The sequence below is a fragment of the Caulobacter sp. GW821-FHT10A06 genome (genome assembly GCF_059415805.1).
Genome location: NZ_JBWKNY010000005.1, coordinates 1 through 18,472, shown reverse-complemented (window position 1 = coordinate 18,472; position 18,472 = coordinate 1). Strand labels below are relative to the sequence as shown.

Here is an 18,472-nt window from a genome sequence, read left to right as displayed (position 1 = left end):
TAACCCCTCGGGGCGCCATCCATCCCCATGGGAAGGCGCCTTCACCATCACCGACGATGATGGCTCAAACTTCCGCCATCAGAACGCGAACTTTTTCAGCCCCGGCGGGATAAGCGGATGCCGCCGTCGCTGTCTTCGGAGGCGCGCACCGGAAACGTGCTGGTCACGGCGGTGACGAAGCTCTTGGGCTCGGTCGTCTGGAAATAGCCGGCCAGGCGCAGGCCCGAGATCGACGGGTCGGCGATGCTGATCTGCTGGCGATTGTAGCGGTTGAACTCGGCCACCGCCTGCTCCAGCGACTGGCCGTTCAGGGCGATTGCGCCTTGCCGCCAGGCCAGGGCCCGGTCGATCTCGCTGTCGGACACCACGCGCGAGCGGTGGCCCGCCGAGCTGTAGATCGCCGCGACGCCGGCCGTCAGGCGCACCTCGTCCTTGCGCTCGGCGGGCTCGGGATCCAGCGCGACGGCGCCGCGCTTGACGGTCACGGCCGCGCCGTCCGAGCGCAGGCGCACGGCCATCTCGGCCCCGGCGTCGGCCTGCATCACCGCGTCGGCGGCCTTGATCACGAAGGGCCGCGCGTCCTTGGCGGCCTCGAACACGGCCTCGCCGCGCACCAGCTTCACCTCGCGCACGCCCTTGCGGTAGCGGACCACGACCTTGCTATCGGTATTGAGCTCGATGCGGCTGTTGTCACTGAGCACAACCACGCGGCGCTCGCCGATGGCGGTGGCGTAGGCGGTGCCGGAGCCGAAGGTCATGACGCCCGCGCCGACCACGGCGGCCACGGCGACGGCGGCCATGCCCCGCGCCCACGGCGAGCGGCTGAAGCGCGGCAGGGTCAGGCGGCGCTCGGGCGCCAACAGGTCACGGTCAGGCCGTTCCATGCCCGGACGCATGGCGCGCAGGCGGTCCAGGCGCGCCCAGGCGGCGGCCTCGCGTTCAAAGGCGGCTTCGTTCTCGTGGCTTTCGGCGCGCCAGGCCTCGAAGGCGGCGCGGTCGGCGGCCGAGCACGAAGGATCGTCAAGCCGGACCACCCAGAGGGCGGCCGCCTGTCTCACCGTTTCGCGTCGTGATCCCGTCTCGCGCTCCATGAGCGTCCTTCGTCGACCTTATTCTTGCGCCCGATACGACGTCCCAGCTTCTCGGAACAGTACCGAAGGCCCTTCACCAAGTGCTTCTCTACAGTAGAGACGGACAGCCCCAACCGAACCGCTATCTCGTCCGGCGAGAGACTATAAACTTTTCTCAACGTGAAGACGCGGCGGCATTGCGTCGGAAGTTCGGCGATCGCGTCGGCCAGGGCGCGCAGCTCTTCACGTGATTCGAGCATCATGTGGGCGCCGGGCGTCTCGTCGATCGGTTCGATCCGGTCGAAGTCGGCGACGGCGGTGATGGTCAGCACCTTGCGGCGGCGCAGGGCGTCCAGGGCGCAGTTGCGCAGGATGCGGGTAGCGAAGCCGGCGGGATTTCCGATCTCCCGCCAGGTTTTGCAGGCGATGGCGCGGGCGAAGGTCTCGTGGACCAGGTCCTCGGGATCGGTCTGCCCGTCACGACAGAACTGCCGCGCATAGGCCAGCAGGTCCGGCTCCAAAGGCAGGATCTCCCGCCGGAACCAGGCGCGCCTGTGTTCGTCGTCTTGCGTCATCAACGCTCCCCTTGGGGAGCAGCCAAGCCCATAGAACGGCGGATGGCAACCCGGCGGCGACGCGGCCGCCGGGTTGTTTCCACGACTGCCTAATCGTCGATCACGTTGTTGCGGGTGTCCTTGAGGAACAGCCCACCGATGATAGCGGTCACCCCGGCAATGATCACCGGATACCAGAGGCCGGAGTAGATGTTTCCGGTCGCCGCCACGATCGCGAAGGCCGTGGTCGGCAGGAAGCCGCCGAACCAGCCGTTGCCGATATGGTAGGGCAGCGACATGGCCGTGTAGCGGATCCGGGTCGGGAACAGCTCGACCAGCATGGCCGCGATCGGGCCGTAGACCATGGTCACATAGATCACGAGCAGGGCCAGCAGGCCGATGACCTTGGGCTTGTCGACCTTGGCCGGATCGGCCTTGGCCGGATAGCCGGCGGCCTTCAGCTGGTCGCCCAGATCGGCTTCCCAGGCCTTGCGGGCGTCGGCGAAGGCCTTGCCGGTCGCCCCTTTGGCGTCGAAGCCTTCCAGGTTTACAGCGCCCACCTGCACCGAGGTCGGCGAGCCGGCCGAACCGGCATGGACGCTGTAGCTGACGCCGGCCTTGGCCAGATAGGCCTTGGCCACGTCGCAGGGCGTGTTGAACTTGGCCTTGCCGATCAGGTCGAACTGGAAGGCGCAGGTGGCCGGATCGGCCGACACCACCACCGGGGACGAAGCCTCGGCATGGGCCAGGGCCGGGTTGGCGTAGGTCGTGATGCCCTTGAAGATCGGGAAATAGGTCGCCGCGGCCAGCAGGCAGCCCAGGATGATGATCGGCTTGCGGCCGATCTTGTCCGACAGCCAGCCGAAGATGACGAAGAACGGCGTGCCGATCAGCAGGGCGATCGCCACCAGCGTGTTGGCGTGGGCCCCGTCCAGCTTCAGGGTCTTTTCCAGGAAGAACAGCGCGTAGAACTGGCCGGTGTACCAGACCACCGCCTGGCCCATGGTCAGGCCGACCAGCGACAGCAGGACGATCTTCAGGTTCTTCCAGTTGCCGAAGGCTTCGGCGAGCGGCTTCTTGGTGCCCTTCCCCTCGGCGATCATCTTCTGGAAGGTCGGGCTCTCGTGCAGCTTCAGGCGGATCCAGAGGGACACGCCCAGCAGCAGCATCGAGACCAGGAATGGGATGCGCCAGCCCCAAGCCTTGAACTGCTCCTCGCCCAGCTGGGTGCGGGTGACCAGGATCACGGCCAGCGACAGGAAGAGGCCCACGGTCGCCGTGGTCTGGATCCAGCTGGTGTAGAAGCCGCGCTTGCCGGGCGGGGCGTGCTCGGCGACGTAGGTGGCGGCGCCGCCGTACTCGCCGCCCAGGGCCAGGCCCTGGACCAGGCGCATGACCACCAGGGCGATCGGCGCGGCCACGCCGATCTGGGCGTAGGACGGCAGCAGGCCGACCACGAAGGTCGAGACGCCCATCAGCAGCATAGTGATCAGGAAGGTGTTCTTGCGGCCCCAGATGTCGCCCAGGCGTCCGAAGATCACCGCGCCCAGCGGCCGGATCGCGAAGCCGGCGGCGAAGGCCAGCAGGGCCAGGATGAAGCCGGTCGTCTCGTTGACGCCCGAGAAGAAGTGATTGGTGATGATCGCGGCCAGCGAGCCGTAGAGATAGAAGTCGTACCACTCGAACACTGTGCCCAGGGACGACGCCCCGATCACCAGCGCGTCGCGCCCTTTAGCGGGCGCGGCTTGGCTGTCAGCCCCCATTACGCTTGTCCCTTCCCTCGATGCGCCGTGCTTTTCCCGCCGGTCGCTTAAAGCCTAACTCACAGAACGGGATTCATAGACCGAGGATTTCCGGTAGCGCTACCACGTTTTGAAGAACGCTGGTTTTGCGGGCGGAACGGGTTCTTAAGGTCGCATCGGCAACATCCGGCAACCTTCCGCAACATAACGCCGCCCGATGCCCGCGTCCCTGATCCACAGCCGGTTCGAAGCCCAGGCCCGCGCCACGCCGGATTTCGTCGCCCTGTCCCATGCGAAGGGCGAGGTCACCTATGGCGCGCTGGAGAGCCTGTCGCGCGCCTTGGCGGCGCAGCTGACGCCGGGCGTGCTGACCGGAATTCTGGCAACACGCGGTCCGCGCCTGGTCGTGGCCATGCTGGCCTGCGCCCGCGCCGGCGCGCCGTTCGTGGTGCTGGACCTGGCCTATCCCCTGCCCCGCCTGCGCAAGATGCTCGACATCTGCCGCCCCGGCCTGCTGCTGGAAGCCGGCCCCGCGCCGGAGGATCTTTCGGACCTGCCTCGCCTGCCGGTGTCGCTGACCGCCGAGGCCACGGACGCCGTCCTGCCGACGGTCGATCCTGACGCCCCCGCCTATCTGCTGTTCACCTCCGGCAGCACCGGCGAGCCCAAGTGCGTGGCGGTCTCGCACCGGCCGCTGGTCAATTTCGTCGGCTGGCAGGCGCGCACCTTCGACCTGGGCGCCCCGGACCGCTTCACCCTGCTGTCGGGGCTGTCGCACGACCCCGTGCTGCGTGACGTGTTCACGCCGCTGAGCCTGGGCGCGTCGCTGCACATTCCGGATCAGGCGACACTCACCGCCCCTGGCGGTTTGGCGACGTGGTTCGCGAAGGTCCGCCCGACCGCCGCCCACATGACCCCGCCGCTGGGCCAGCTGCTGACCGCCGGCAAGGCCCCCGCCCTGCCTGACCTGCGCTACGTCTTCTGGGGCGGCGACGTGCTGCGCCGCAGCCTGGTCGACGCCGTCAGCGCCATCGCGCCCGAGGTCGAGAGCGTCAACTTCTACGGCGCGACCGAGACGCCCCAGGCCGCCGCCTTCTACCGTGTGCCGCGCCACGCCGACGATGAAGAGCGCCTGCCGATCGGGCGCAGCACCGACGGCTTCGAGGTCGAGACGCAAGAGGACGGCGCCATCGTCATCCGCTCGTCGTTCCTGACCCTGGGCCCGGTGACCGAAGGCCGCCTGCCGCCGCCTGCTCCGCCCAGCCCGCAGACCTACGACACCGGCGACCTGGGCGAACGTCGCGCCGACGGCGCCGTGATGATCCGGGGCCGCCGAGACGACCAGGTCAAGATCCGCGGCTATCGCGTCGAGATGGCCGAGGTCACCGCCGCCACCCTTCGCGCGCCTTACGTCTCCCAGGCCGTGACCCTGAACATCGGCGTCGACACCGCGCGCCTGGCTTTGTTCGTGCAGCCGCTGAACGGCGAGCTGTCCCTGAATCCCGAGGCCCTGCGCACGCGCCTGGTCGCGGGCCTGCCCGACTACATGGTCCCGGACACCATCCTCGTCCTGCCCGCCCTGCCGCTGCTGCCCAACGGCAAGGTCGATCGCCAGGCGCTGATCGCCCAGGCTCAGGCCCGTCCCGCCGCCGCGCCGACCCGCGCCGCGACCAGCCCGCTGGAGAAGACGCTGGTCACCGACTGGAGCGACCTATTCGCGCGGGAGGTCGGGGTCGACGACAGCTTCGCCAGCCTGGGCGGCGACAGCCTGTCCTACGTCACCGCCTATCTGTCGCTGGAAGAGGCCCTGGGCCAGGTCCCCGAGAGCTGGACCACCATGACCCTGGCGCAGCTGGCCGCCACCAGCGGCGGCGAAGCGGCCAAGGCCGGACTGTTCGGCTGGATCGAGAGCGCCATCCTGCTGCGCGCCGTCGCCATCTGCGGCGTAGTCGCCAGCCACTTCCAGCTGATCTTCACCGGCGGCAGCGCCACCAGCGCCCTGCTGTTCGTGTCGGGCTACATCTTCGGCACGCTGCAGCTGAACGAGATGGACCACCAGCGCTCGCTCAAGCCGATGGGCCGGCTGCTGAAGGGCCTGTTGCTGCCGCTGTTCGCTTACGAGCTGGCCAATACGGCGCTGAAGCTTGTGACCCACGACCCAGTGCGGCTGTCGAGCCTGCTGCTCTACACCGACTTCCTCGACTATCGCGGCCTGCCCGCCGACGGCCCCAACGCCTATGGCGGCCACGATCCGGTGATGTGGTACATCCACTGCACCTTCCACGTCATCCTGCTGTACGGCGCGGTGTTCTGGCTGCTGGACCGGGTGCTGAAGGTGACCAAGCCCGCCCTGGCGACGGCCGTGACCGTCCTGACCGTGGGCCTGCTGGGCCGCTTCATCCTGCCGTTCTTCTTCGTGCCCGACTTCGGCCGCGCGCCGCTGGACATGATGTCGGTGTTCAAGCACGCCCCGACCACCCACATGGCGACCTTCGCCCTGGCGGCGCTCGCCGGTCTGCTGAAGGGCAAGGGCCGCATCGCCTTCACGATCGCCGCGGCGGCCTACGCCATCGCCAGCTCGCCGTTCTACACGATCGGCGACGCGGCCGTTCTGGCCCCGATCGCGGCGCTGGTGCTCTTCGTGCCCAAGATCCCGTGGCCACGCCTGCTGTCCAAGCCGGTCTACATGATCGCTGGGGCGTCGCTATTCATCTACCTGCTGCACTTCAAGGTGATGGGCGTGTGGACCCGCGTGACCGACGCCTCGCTGGTCTTCGCCTGGGCCGGCGCGATCATCGCCGGCGTCGTGGCGTGGAACTGCTGGAACTTCGGCATGAAGCTGCTGCCCAGCCTGCCGGGCCTCCTGCATCCGCGCCGGCTCTTCACGCGGGCGCCGGCCATCGGTTAGGGTCCGCGCCGAGCTTTCGGAAGGACTCCATGACCCAGATCGTCCGCCGCGCCGTCATCGGCGCCGCCCTCGCCCTGCTGGCCTCGACCTCGGCTTTCGCCGCCGGCAAGCCGCGCGTCGCCATCGAGACCGACAAGGGCACGATCGTCGTCGAGCTGGAGGACAAAAAGGCCCCGATCACGGCCGCCAACTTCCTGGCCTATGCCGATCGGCATCGTTTCGACGGCGGGCAGTTCTTCCGCGCCAACCGGGCCAAGGGCGCGCCGGGCGCCGGCTCGATCCAGGGCCAGCCCAAGCCCTACTCCCGCCGCGCCCCGCCGATCGCCCACGAGAGCACGCTGAAGACGGGCCTCAAGCACAAGACCGGCGCCATCTCGATGGGCCGCGACGCGCCGGGTTCGGCCACCGCCGACTTCTTCATCTGCGCCAGCCCCCAGCCCTATCTGGACGCCAAGCCGGGCAAGTCCGACGCGGCCCAGGGCTATGCGGTGTTCGGCTATGTCGTCTCGGGCATGGACGTCGTGAAGAAGATCCTGTCCGGCCGCACCGACGGCCCGACCAACGTGCCGTCGATGAAGGGCCAGATCCTGAACCCGCCCGTGAAGATCATCTCGGTGAAGCGGCTTTAAGCGACCGTCTTGAACGGCGCCGCGATCGCTTCCGGCGGCGGCGCTGGGCAGTTCTGGGCCAGGAACTCGCCGTGGCTGGGCAGGCCCGCGACCTGGGCGGCCAGCATCGGCTTGGACTGGTCCAGGGTCTGGCGGATCACCTCGTAGGGCACAGTGTCGACCAGCTGCTGATAGCGGTCGGGCCGGATGCCCATGCCCTCCATCACCGACTGCCAGGACGGGTTGCGGAACATCTCGTCGACGCCCTCACGCAGCACGGCGTGGGCCTTGAAGAGCTCGATGCGGGTCTTGAGGGTCTCGGGGACCGGAGCCGCGCGCACCGCCTTCCAGAATGGCGTGTCCTCGCGCTGGGTCGTGCAGTAGTGCAGCACGATGAAGTCGCGGATCTCCTCGTAGTCGGCGGTCACGCGGCGATTGTACTCGGCCGCCAGCGAGGGGGCGAAGTCGCGGTCGGGGAAGAACCGCAGCAGGTAGTCCATGCCACGATAGATCAGGTGCAGGGCCGTCGATTCCAGCGGCTCGATGAAGCCCCCGGCGAGGCCCACCGCGACCACGTTCTTCTCCCACGGGCGTTGGCGCATGCCGGTCTTGAAGGCGATGAACATGGGATTCATCAGCATCTGGCCCTCGACGTTGCGAACCAGCGTGTCGCGGGCCTCGTCGTCGCTGAGGTGCTTTGAGCTGAACACGTAGCCGTTGCCGGCGCGGTGCTGCAGCGGGATGCGCCAGCGCCAGCCGGCGGCCTCGGCCTTGGACAGGGTGTAGGGGTGCGGCGGGCCGACGTTTTCGGTCTGGACGACGACGGCGCGGTCGCACAGCAGCACGTCCGACCAGTCGTTGAACGGCACGTCCAGGGTCTTGCCGATCAGCAGCGCGCGGAAGCCCGAGCAGTCGATGAAGAGGTCGCCCTCGACCTCGTGGCCGTTCTTCATGATGACCTTGGCGACGCCGCCGTCCGGGCGCGTGACCACGTCGGTGACGATGCCCTCGGTGCGCTTGACGCCCCGCGCCTCGGCGAAGTCGCGCAGGAACTTGGCCACCAGCCGCGCATCGATATGCAGGGCGTAGCCGGCCCCGGCGATCAGGGTGCGCTGGGCCTTGAACGGCAGCATGAACTTCCACTGGTCGGCCATCACCGTGCCGGGCGCGAAGTCCTGCAGGCCCGACGGGTGGCCGTTGGCCTTGGCCCGCAGCCAGCACTGGTAGAACTCGTGCGCGCCGATCTGGCCGCCGATGGCGCCGAACGGGTGGTAGTAGCGCTCGTCCTTGCGCTTCCAGTCCTCGAAGCGGATGCCCAGCTTGAAGCTGGCCTGGGTGGCCTGGATGAATTCACGCTCGTCGATGCCCAGGCTGGAGATCAGCTGCAGGAACGGCGGGATGGTGGACTCGCCCACGCCGATGGTGCCGATCTCCTCGGACTCGATCAGCTCGACCTCACAACCGCCGTCCTTGAAGTAGTGGCTGAGCATCGCCGCCGAGATCCAGCCGGCCGAGCCGCCACCGACGATGACGATCTTCTTGATGGCGTTGGGGTTGGTGTTGGTCATCGCGAAGTCCTACTGCGCCGCCATGGGCGCGGGTCGGCAATACTGGTCCAGGAAGGCGCCGTGCGGCGGGGCGGCGGCGACCACCTCGCGGATGGCCTTGCGCATCTCGGCCAAGGGGGCGCTGAGCGTCGCCGGATCGATGCCGTCCAGGGCCGGATCGACCATGTCGGGCAACAGCTCGAAGCCGGCATAGATCGCCATCCAGCTGGCCGGCTGGAACATCTCCCAGCGGTAGCGGATGAAGTGGCCGCGCTGGGTGAACAGGTCGACCTTGTGCTGCAATGTCTCCGGCAAGGTCACCGCGTTACAGTCGCGCCAGAACGCCGTGTCGCCACGCTTGTTGGCCCAGTAGTGCAGGATGATGAAGTCGCGCACGCGCTCCATCTCGCGCTTGGACCAGTCGTTGAACTCGTCGACCAGCGCTGGCGCGAAGTCCTTGTCCGGGAACAGCATCTTGATCTTCTCGATGCCCGTCTCGATTAGGGCGATCGAGGTGCTCTCCAGCGGCTCCAGGAAGCCGGACGCCAGGCCCAGGGCGATGACGTTCTTGTTCCAGACCTGCTTGCGGCGGCCGGGGTTGAAGCGGATCTGGCGGGGCTCGTGCAGCAGCGGATCGGGGATCGCCGCCTTCAGCTCGGCCAGGGCGTCCTCGTCGCTGATGTGGCGCGAGGAATAGACATAGCCGTTGCCGTAACGGTGCTGCAGCGGGATGCGCCAGCGCCAGCCGGCGCTCTGGGCGGTGACGTCCGTATAGGGCATCGGGTCGCCGACGCCTTCGCTTTGCACCGCATAGGCGCGGTCGCACAGCAGCACGTCGTTCCAGTGCTCATAGCCGGTCTGGAGCGCCTCCTCGATCAGCAGGCCCCGGAAGCCCGAGCAGTCGATGAAGAGCTCGCCCTCCACCGTCTCGCCGGTGTGCAGGTCCAGCGAGGCGACGTGGCCGTCCTCGGGTCGCAGATTGACCTTGGTGATCTTGGCGTCGATGCGGCGCACGCCATTGTCCTCGGCCACCCGCCGCATCAGCTGCGCGAACAGGGCCGCGTCAAAGTGCAGGGCCCAGTCGAAGATCGACAGGGTTGAGGGCGGGTTGCGCGACGGGGCCATGAACTTGCCCGCCGCCGCCAGCGAGGCGCCCAGCGAGTAGTCGGCGATGTCGGTCGGCTCGCCGGCCTGGGCCAGCTTGCGCCAATAGTGATGGAAGCTGATCCCCCGCAGGTCCTGACCGAACAGGCCGAAAGGATGGATGAACGACTGGCCCTCGCGGACCCAGTCGTTGAAGCGGATGCCCAGCTTGCAGGTCGCGCCCGTGGCCCGCATCACCTCGATGTCGGTCAGGCCCAGCTGCTGGTAGAAGCCGCGGATGGTGGGGATGGTCGCCTCGCCCACGCCGATCGTGCCGATCTCGGAGCTTTCGACCAGGGTGATCTCGATCGGGCCGCCCTGGAAGTGCCGCCGCAGCGCCGCGGCCGCCATCCAGCCGGCGGTGCCCCCGCCCACGATCACCAGCTTGCGGATACGCTTGTCCTGCATCGCCTTACTCCCGACTCCCGGCTCTTTGTCCGGTTGGGCTCCAGGCTATCGGCTCGCGCGTGAGCCGGACAGCTGGGCTCTCAAAAAAAGAAAGCCGCCGTGGGGATTCCACGGCGGCCGCAGGAGGTTAGAGGGTGGCTGTTACCAGCGAGCGCGGACACCCAGCGTGTAGCGGGGCTCGAACTCGTTCTGGCGGATGTACTGGGTCTTACCCTTGGCGAAGCGAGCGTAATAATCCTCGATCTCGCCGGTCACGTTCGAACCGTTGAAGTAGACGGTGATGTTGTCGCGAACGTTGTAGCTGACGTTCACGTCCACATAGCCCGTGCTGTCCTGGTAGATCGGGATGTTGTTGCTCATCACCTCGGCCAGGCGGTCCGTACGATAGTTGTAGGCGACGCGCGCCTGCAGCTTGTCGTTCTGGTACCAGCCGATCAGGTTGAACTGGTGCTTGGAGTTGTCCTGGAAGGGCAGCTCTTCGCCGTCCAGACCGGTGCGCGACTCGTTGCTCGGCGAGTAGGTGTAGTTGGTGTCCACACCGAAGTTCGAGAAGAAGCCGGCATTGTCGATGAAGTCGCTGACCGCCAGCTTGGCGCCCACTTCGACACCCTTCACCGAGCCACCGTCGCCTTGGATCGGCAGGGTGACATTGACCGTGCGGCGGATGACGCCGTCCTGGTCGGGGAAGCGGCCGGTGGTGACGCCGTTGGTGACGAAGCTGTCGATCTTCAGCTTGAAGGCCGAGATGTTGAACATCGAGGCGCGGCCGACATAGTACTCGATGGCGCCGTCGAAGTTCGTCGACCGCCACGGGTTCAGCATCGGGTTGCCCGACGATTCCGCGCTGGTGACGCAGCGGACGTTCGGCAGGGCCGCGCCGCAGTCGGCGGTGTTGATCTTCAGACCGCCGCCGTAGTTGCCCAGGTCGAGCGGCTGCATCGTCTTGGAGTAGGCGAAGCGGAACTTCAGCTTGTCGTTGAAGTCATAGCTGGCGTTCAGCGAGGGCAGCCAGTCGGTGTACTTGCGACGGGTGACCTGGTCGCCCGCGTCGGCGTTGGTGTCGCCGTAGTTGCGGGTGTCGCCGGTCAGGTTCTGCTTGACCGTCAGTTCGGTCTCGATGACGCGCAGGCCGAAGTTACCCGACAGGCCGCCAGCCTCGAAGTTCATCACGCCATAGGCGCTCTGCTCGTTCAGGCGGACGTCGTAGGTCTGGCCGGGGACCTGCACGCGGATGGCGCCGCCGAACACCTTCTTGTGGAAGGCTTCCGCGTCGTCGAAGTCGTGCGGATCGATGGCCCAGAAGCCGGGGATGCCGCTGGTGATGCCGCCCAGGTCGTCGACCCACTGCACGTTGTTGTAGGTCGACAGGCCGGTCGGCGCATTGACCGTGTAGCCTTGGAAGACCGGCTTGCCCGTGACCGGATCGGGCACGAACTCACCCGCCTGGCACTGGTTCTGGTTCATGACGACGTCGATGGCCTTCCACTGGGCCTCGCAGCCGCCGGCCGGAACGGGCGAGCCGTTGGCCTGCACCGCGCCCGGCGTGCCGCCGTAGAAGCCCGAGAACAGGTGGAACTGCTCGACCTCGACCGTGCGCTTGCTCTGGCGAACGCCCGCGTCGACCTTGGTGATGAAGCCCAGCAGCTTGTCGTCGAACTTGTAGTGACCGTCAGCGCGGAACACGTTCATGTCCGAATTGACTTCGTTGTTGCCTTCCGACGAGAAGGCGCCGATGGCGTAGCTGTCCTTGTTCGCCATGTAGTCCTTGAGGGACTTACCCGCGCCCAGGCCGCCGGCCAGCGGACGGTCGAAGCCGCTCCACACCGGGTGATCGCCGCTGATGTTGTAGTGCAGCTGCGGGTTGGCGCCGTAACCCTGCGGGTTCGGATCCAGATAGCAGCCGCCGGCGCTGCCGGTGACGGCGTTGGTGCGACGCGAGGCGGCGAACTTGTCGCAGATCGCCTTCGGATAGAACGTGCCGCGCGTGCGGTCGGCCGGGTCGCGGAACAGGTTGAAGCGGCCGTCGGCATAGCGCCAGTTGCTCAGGTCGCCCTGGGCCTGGCCGTTCATGCTGAGACGATCGCCGTCGGCGCGGATGGCGCGGGCTTCGAAGGTGAACGGACCGCCGTTGTCGTAGTCCAGGCCCAGGTTGAAGTTCTTGGTCTTGGACTTGGTCGTGCGGTTGACGGTGAAGCTGTTCACCCACCACGCGTTGATGTCGTACTCGTCGACGGCCACCCAGTTGCCGATGCCCACCGGGCTCGACACGGTCGGCTTGTTCCAGGTGCCGAAGGCGCCGCCGTCCCAGCGGTTGGAGATGTTGATGCCGACGGCGCGGTTGTATTCGTCGAGCTTGGCGTAGAAGCCCTCGGCGATCAGGGTGAAGCCCTCGCCCAGGTCGGCCTCGAACGCGGCGTTGATGCCGAGGCGCTTACGCTCGACCACGCGGTTGAAGCTCTCGTAGCCGTGGGGCGAGATGTAGCTTTGCGAGAAACCGCCGCCCCAGTCGTTGTTGCCCGACAGGCCGACGGTGCCCGAATAGTTGTTGCCCAGGTTCGACTTGCTGGCGGCCGCGCCGACCATCAGGCCGACCCGGTCATTGCGCCAGTTGACGACGCCGTTCAGCAGGTAGTCGTCCTTCTTGGTGCGGTCGCCGCGCTGGGCTTCAGCCGCGCCCGTGAAGGTCAGGCCTTCGCCGAACTGGAACGGACGGCGGGTGCGCAGGTCGATGGTGCCCGAGATGCCCGACAGGGCGTTGTTCGGGTTGGTCGACTTGTAGACCAGCACCTGGTTCATCAGCTGCGACGGCACGTCCAGCAGGTCCGGCTGGGCCGAGCCCATGTTGCCGGCGCTGAGATACTGTTCGCCGTTTAGCAGGGTGATGACCTGGCGCAGGCCGCGGATGTTGACGGTCTTGCCTTCACCGGCGTCGCGCTGGATCTGGACGCCCGAGATGCGCTGCAGCGAGTCGGCGATGGTGACGTCCGGCAGCTTGCCGATGTCTTCCGCCGAGATGGCGTCGACGATCGAGGCCTCGCGGCGCTTGACGTCCACCGATTTGATCTGAGACCCGCGAACGCCGGTGACGACGATTTCCTCGACCGTCGCGTCGTTGGCGTTGGCGTCCTGGGCGAAGGCCCCGGTGGCCAGGGCCAGCTGTGATGCGCCGGCGACAAGCGCCAACGTCAGGCCGCGCTTGAGCACGGCTGTCCTTGCTTCCTGTGACAATTCTCGCTCCCCAAATTAAGTCGTTCTTATTGGCCGCCTGCCCGCCTCTCGCGCCGCCGCTCTGACGGCGGCTGTCGAAAGACGTTTGAGGCTTTGCTGGCCTTGTCCAACCGCTGTCTGGCGATTGTCCAAAACCCTCGGCGGCCCCGGCGCCCGTTCATCCGATTCCAGCCCCGCGCCTTCATCGAACGATGTCACATTCGTCAGATGTCCCGGCCAAGTCAACAAAAATGTCAACGTTGTCATTCTTGTGGGACAAGGGTTTTCGGCGTGTCGCAGCACAACCCTGGGCGTAGCTTTAGAACGCAACTCCCGCTGAACCCGTTAAATCAAAAGCGCCATAAACATTGCTTTCATTCGATTTTTTCAAATAGACACCGGTTACTTCGCAACATTGCCGCCCTGTCACGCAAACGGGCACAACAGATATGTCACAACCCAGGAAATAGGCGCATTTGCCCCGTGAAATGTCCTTAATTTGTCCTATAGGTCGACTCTTTTTGACCCATTTTTGTCCTGACGACATGACAGACAGGACAACATGGACTATTCGTTTGGTTGCTTGCCGCCTTGCGGGCGCCGCCATTGGCTGATGGGGTGCGCCGGGGAAGCTTGGCGTTAGAGCGGGTACGGGGACCGATGACGACGATCAACGACGTGGCCGAGCGGGCGGGCGTTTCGCCCAAGACCGTCTCCCGCGTTCTCAACGATCACGACAGCGTCAGCGCCAAGACGCGCGATCGCGTCCGCATGGCCATGTCCGACCTGGGCTATCAGCCCAGCGCCGTGGCCCGCAGCCTGCGCTCGCAGGGTTCCGGCTCGGTCGGCGTGCTGATGGGCGACCCGTCAGGCGGCTACCACACCCGCGTCCACCACGCCCTGCTGCTGGCCTGCGTCGAGACCGGCCGCCACCTGTCGGTCGACCTGTCTGAAGGCCCCATCCCCGGCTGGGCCGACCGCGTCCGCGCATTCGTCACCGACAGCGGCATCCGCGAGATGATCCTGCTGCCGCCCGAGTGCGACTTCGGCCCGATGAAGGAGCTGATGCGCGAGCTGGACGTGCGCTGCGTGATGATCACGCCGACCACGCCCGACCCGCACTTCCCGGCCATCGGCATGGACGACCGCGCCGCCGCGCGCGAGGTCGTCGAGCACCTGTTCTCGCTGGGCCACACCCGTATCGGCCACATCGCCGGCCATCCGGATCACGCCGCCAGCACCCACCGCCGCAACGGCTTCTTTGAAGCCTATGCCGCCCGAGGACTGCCGCGTCCGTCGCCCGAGCTGATCGTGCAGGGCGAGTTCACCTTCAAGACCGGCATCGACGCGGCCCAGAAGCTTCTGGACATCGACAATCCGCCGACCGCGATCTTCGCCGCCAATGACGACATGGCCGCCGCCACCTGCATGGAGGCCCAGCGCCGGGGCCTGCGGATCCCCGACGATCTGTCCGTCGTGGGCTTCGACGACGCGCCCATCGCCGGCGTGATCTGGCCGACCCTGACCACCATCCGCCAGCCGTTCGACCAGATGGCCCTGCGCGCGATGCAGACCTTCGCCGCCTGGAGCGCCAACGAGGGCGCCGGCAAGACCAACACCCCTTTCCTCGCGCAGCACTCGCTGGTGGTGCGCGAGTCCACCGGTCCCGCCCGAGACGGTCCGCCGCCTCGCAGACGACCTTAATCCCTTCCTCGACGTGGCCGCAGCGCCGCGCGGGGCGCAAGAACGAGACCACGGAGGAAACATGACCCAGACGACTTCGCTGGCGACCTGGCGGGGCCTTTCGCTCGCCCTGCTGATCGGCGCCTCGGCGTCCGCGCTGACCGTCGCCCCGGCCCTGGCTGACGCCGCGAAGAAGCCCGCCGCGACCAAGCCGGCCCATCCGTGGATGAACACCAAGCTCTCGGCCGACGCCCGCACCGACCTAGTGCTGAAGGCGATGACCAACGACGAGAAGTTCACGGTCATCTTCGGCTACTTCGGTTCGGACATGAAACCGAAGTACACGCGCCACAAGGACTCGCTGGAGGCCTCGGCTGGCTACGTGGCGGGCGTTCCGCGCCTTGGCATCCCCGGCCAATGGCAGACCGACGCCGGCGTCGGCGTCGCCACCCAGGGCAGCCACCAGGACCTGCGCCAGCGCACCGCCCTGCCCTCGGGCATGGCCACCACCGCCACCTGGAACCCCGAGCTGGCCTTCAAGGGCGGCGCGATGATCGGCAAGGAGGTCCGCGACTCGGGCTTCAACGTCCAGCTGGCCGGCGGCGTGAACCTGATGCGCGAGCCGCGCAACGGCCGGAACTTCGAATATGGCGGTGAAGACCCCCTGCTGGCCGGCGTCATGGTCGCCGCCCAGATCAAGGGCATCCAGTCCAACCACATCATCTCGACGATCAAGCACTACGCCCTGAACGGCCAGGAAACCGGCCGCTTCGTGGTCAGCAGCAACATCAGCGACGCCGCGGCCCGCACCTCGGACCTGCTGGCCTTCCAGTTCGCCATCGAGCAGTCGGACCCGCACTCGGTGATGTGCGCCTACAACCGCGTCAACACCGAGTGGGCCTGCGAGAACGACTGGCTGCTGAACACCGTCCTGAAGAAGGACTGGGGTTACAAGGGCTACGTCATGTCGGACTGGGGCGCCGACCACTCGTCGGCCAAGGCCGCCAATGCGGGCCTCGACCAGGAGTCGGCCGGCGAGGCCTTCGACCAGCAGGCCTGGTTCGGCGCGCCGCTGAAGGCGGATCTCGCCTCGGGCAAGGTCAGCCAGGCCCGCATCGACGACATGGCCCGCCGCGTGCTGCGCGCCCTGTTCGCCAGCGGCGCGATCGACCATCCGGTGACCCAGCCCAAGGGTCATGACCTGCCGGCCGCCACCCTGGCCGCCCACGCCAAGATCACCCAGGCCGACGCCGAGGAGGGCATCGTCCTGCTCAAGAACGACGGCGACCTGCTGCCCCTGGCCAAGACCGCCAAGACCATCGCCGTGATTGGCGGCCACGCCGATGTCGGCGTGCTGTCGGGCGGGGGCTCGTCGCAGGTCTATCCGGCCGGCGGCCGCGCGGTGAAGGGCCTGGAGCCCGCCACCTGGCCGGGCCCGGTGATCTACTATCCGTCCTCGCCGCTGAAGGCGCTGCAGGCCCGCTATCCCAACGCCAAGATCGTCTATGACGACGGCACGGATCCGGCCCGCGCCGCCAAGCTGGCCGCGCAAAGCGAGCTGGCCTTGGTCTTCGCCGACCAGTGGACCACCGAGTCCTGGGACGTCCAGGACCTGAACCTGCCCAAGGCCCAAGACGCCACGATCGACGCTGTGGCCTCGGCCAACAAGAAGACCGTCGTGGTGCTGCTGACCGGCGGTCCGGTGGTCATGCCGTGGCTGGACAAGGCCGGCGCCGTGGTCGAGGCCTGGTTCCCGGGCACGGCCGGCGGCGAGGCCATCGCCCGCGTCCTGACCGGCGAGATCGACGCCACCGGCCGCCTGCCCGTCAGCTTCCCCAAGAGCGTGGCCGACCTGCCACGTCCCAAGCTGGACGGCGTCGGCAAGGCCGAGGGCGAGCTGTTCGACACCGACTACGACATCGAAGGCGCCGCCGTCGGCTACAAGTGGTACGACCTGAAGAAGATCGAGCCGCTGTTCCCGTTCGGCTACGGCCTGTCCTACACCAAGTTCGCCTATTCGAACCTGACGGCCAGCGCCGCCGGCGACAAGGTCACGGTCAGCTTCGACGTCAAGAACGTCGGGGCCCGCGCCGGCAAAGACGTGCCGCAGGTCTATGTCGGCCCCAAGGCCGGCGGCTGGGAAGCGCCCAAGCGCCTGGCCGGCTTCAAGAAGGTCTCCCTGGCCCCCGGCGCGACGCAGCGCGTGACCGTCACGGTCGACCCGCGTCTGCTGGCGACCTGGGACGGCAAGGCTCATGGCTGGTCGATCGCGGCCGGCCAGTACGACATCGCCCTGGGATCCTCGTCCCGGGCCCTCTCCTCCACCGCCCAGGTCACCCTGGCGGCCCGGAGCCTGCCGGTATCCCCGGCGGCGAAGTAGGCGGGTCAGGCGGGATCTAGCCTACCCCTGTCCCGCCGGGCTCATCTATGTCTCTTCCCTCTTCAAGAGCGTCGCCTCCGGGTGACGCTCTTTTTTTGCCCGCCGCCTTGCGCCGCCCCATTTATAATATAATTAGCGCTGACGGCGCGAAGCCGACGGGAGGAACTACGCTTGATCCGGATCGGCCTCGTCGGCGTGGGCAAGATCGCCCATGACCAGCACATCCCCGCCATCGCCGCGGATCCCCGCTTCGACCTCGTCGCCGCCGCCAGCCGCAGCAAACCGGACCTGGGCGGGATCCCGGTCTTCCACGACATCGAGGCGATGCTGAAGGACGGCCCGGCGCTGGACGCCATCGCCCTGTGCACCCCGCCCCAGGCGCGCCGCGAGACGGCCCTGGTCGCCCTGCGCGCCGGCAAGCACGTGTTCCTGGAAAAGCCGCCCGGCGCCACGGTCAGCGAGGTCGCCGAACTGGCCGCCGTGGCGCGTGAGCATGGCGTGGTGCTGTTCACCAGCTGGCACTCGCGGTTCGCGGCCGGCGTGCCGCAGGCCAAGGCCTGGCTGGCCTCGCGCCAGGTCCGCAAACTCTCCATCGAATGGCGCGAGGACGTCCGCCGCTGGCATCCCGGCCAGACCTGGATCTGGCAGGCCGGCGGCATGGGCGTCTTCGATCCGGCGATCAACGCGCTGTCGATCCTGACGGAGATCATGCCGGCCGAGGTGTTCGTGACGGATGCACGGTTGCAGGTGCCGGAGAACGTGCAGTCACCGATCGCGGGGCGGGTGGAGATGACCACCTTGGGCGGGGCGGAGATTAGCGCTGACTTGGACTTCCTGCAGACGGGGCCGCAGACCTGGGACATCACGGCGTGGACCGATGACGGGGTGCTGAAGTTGTCGCTAGGCGGGGCGGAGTTGGAGATCGACGGGGCCGCCGTGGAGGTTGGGGAGAACCGGGAGTATCCGGGGCTCTACGATCGGTTCGCGGGGTTGGTCGAGCGCGGCGTGTCCGAGGTGGATGTGCGGCCGCTGGCGCTCGTGGCGGATGCGTTTCTGGTGGGGACGCGGGAAGTGGTCGAAGCGTTCATCGAGTAGCGCTGTCAAAGACCCTCCCCCTAGCGGGGGAGGTGTCGGCGCAGCCGACGGAGGGGGAAGTAGCCGGAGCCAGGACTTGTTCCCCCTCCGGCGCTTCGCGCCACCTCCCCCGCTAGGGGGAGGATCT

The 18,472-nt window shown here is 67.4% G+C and carries 11 protein-coding genes; 5 read left to right on the top strand and 6 right to left on the bottom strand.

Annotation, left to right across the window (positions count from 1 at the left end; translation table 11 throughout):
- Positions 1-95 precede the first annotated feature (95 nt).
- The 3 genes from AC07NF_RS15035 to AC07NF_RS15025 all read right to left on the bottom strand — a co-directional run bounded on the left by AC07NF_RS15035 (position 96) and on the right by AC07NF_RS15025 (position 3,387).
- Positions 96-1,091: a FecR family protein gene (locus tag AC07NF_RS15035; protein WP_494629387.1), complete on the bottom strand. Its 996-nt coding sequence runs from the start codon at positions 1,089-1,091 to the stop codon at positions 96-98.
- The gene (locus tag AC07NF_RS15030) at positions 1,055-1,648 is read right to left on the bottom strand and encodes an RNA polymerase sigma factor (protein WP_492813000.1); all 594 of its coding nucleotides are present in this window, start codon (positions 1,646-1,648) and stop codon (positions 1,055-1,057) included. The genes AC07NF_RS15035 and AC07NF_RS15030 overlap by 37 nt, the downstream gene beginning before the upstream one ends.
- An 86-nt stretch (positions 1,649-1,734) precedes the next feature.
- Positions 1,735-3,387 carry an MFS transporter gene (locus tag AC07NF_RS15025; protein WP_492813002.1) on the bottom strand — a complete coding sequence of 551 codons (1,653 nt, stop codon included), beginning with the start codon at positions 3,385-3,387 and terminating at the stop codon, positions 1,735-1,737.
- A 196-nt stretch (positions 3,388-3,583) separates the two neighbouring features.
- Between AC07NF_RS15025 and AC07NF_RS15020 the strand changes: the two genes are divergently transcribed.
- Together AC07NF_RS15020 and AC07NF_RS15015 are read left to right on the top strand one after the other, a co-directional pair.
- Positions 3,584-6,274: an AMP-binding protein gene (locus tag AC07NF_RS15020; RefSeq protein ID WP_494629390.1), complete on the top strand. Its 2,691-nt coding sequence runs from the start codon at positions 3,584-3,586 to the stop codon at positions 6,272-6,274.
- 29 nt (positions 6,275-6,303) lie between these two features.
- The gene (locus tag AC07NF_RS15015) at positions 6,304-6,903 is read left to right on the top strand and encodes a peptidylprolyl isomerase (RefSeq protein WP_494629392.1); all 600 of its coding nucleotides are present in this window, start codon (positions 6,304-6,306) and stop codon (positions 6,901-6,903) included.
- Here AC07NF_RS15015 and AC07NF_RS15010 read toward each other — a convergent pair.
- The 3 genes from AC07NF_RS15010 to AC07NF_RS15000 form a co-directional block, all read right to left on the bottom strand.
- The gene (locus AC07NF_RS15010; protein ID WP_494629395.1) at positions 6,900-8,450 is read right to left on the bottom strand and encodes a tryptophan halogenase family protein; all 1,551 of its coding nucleotides are present in this window, start codon (positions 8,448-8,450) and stop codon (positions 6,900-6,902) included. The two genes, AC07NF_RS15015 and AC07NF_RS15010, sit on opposite strands and share 4 nt — an antisense overlap.
- A gap of 9 nt (positions 8,451-8,459) precedes the next feature.
- The gene (locus AC07NF_RS15005) at positions 8,460-9,980 is read right to left on the bottom strand and encodes a tryptophan halogenase family protein (RefSeq protein WP_494629397.1); all 1,521 of its coding nucleotides are present in this window, start codon (positions 9,978-9,980) and stop codon (positions 8,460-8,462) included.
- A gap of 141 nt (positions 9,981-10,121) precedes the next feature.
- Positions 10,122-13,208: a TonB-dependent receptor gene (locus AC07NF_RS15000; RefSeq protein WP_492813010.1), complete on the bottom strand. Its 3,087-nt coding sequence runs from the start codon at positions 13,206-13,208 to the stop codon at positions 10,122-10,124.
- Positions 13,209-13,847: 639 nt separating this feature from the next.
- Here AC07NF_RS15000 and AC07NF_RS14995 point away from each other — a divergent pair.
- The 3 genes from AC07NF_RS14995 to AC07NF_RS14985 all read left to right on the top strand — a co-directional run bounded on the left by AC07NF_RS14995 (position 13,848) and on the right by AC07NF_RS14985 (position 18,345).
- A complete protein-coding gene (locus tag AC07NF_RS14995; protein ID WP_494629400.1) occupies positions 13,848-14,891 on the top strand; it encodes a LacI family DNA-binding transcriptional regulator in 1,044 nt (347 codons plus the stop codon).
- A gap of 61 nt (positions 14,892-14,952) precedes the next feature.
- Positions 14,953-17,250, top strand: a complete 2,298-nt coding sequence (locus tag AC07NF_RS14990) for a beta-glucosidase family protein (protein ID WP_494629402.1) — start codon at positions 14,953-14,955, stop codon at positions 17,248-17,250.
- Positions 17,251-17,421: 171 nt separating this feature from the next.
- Positions 17,422-18,345 carry a Gfo/Idh/MocA family protein gene (locus AC07NF_RS14985; protein ID WP_494629405.1) on the top strand — a complete coding sequence of 308 codons (924 nt, stop codon included), beginning with the start codon at positions 17,422-17,424 and terminating at the stop codon, positions 18,343-18,345.
- Positions 18,346-18,472 lie beyond the last annotated feature (127 nt).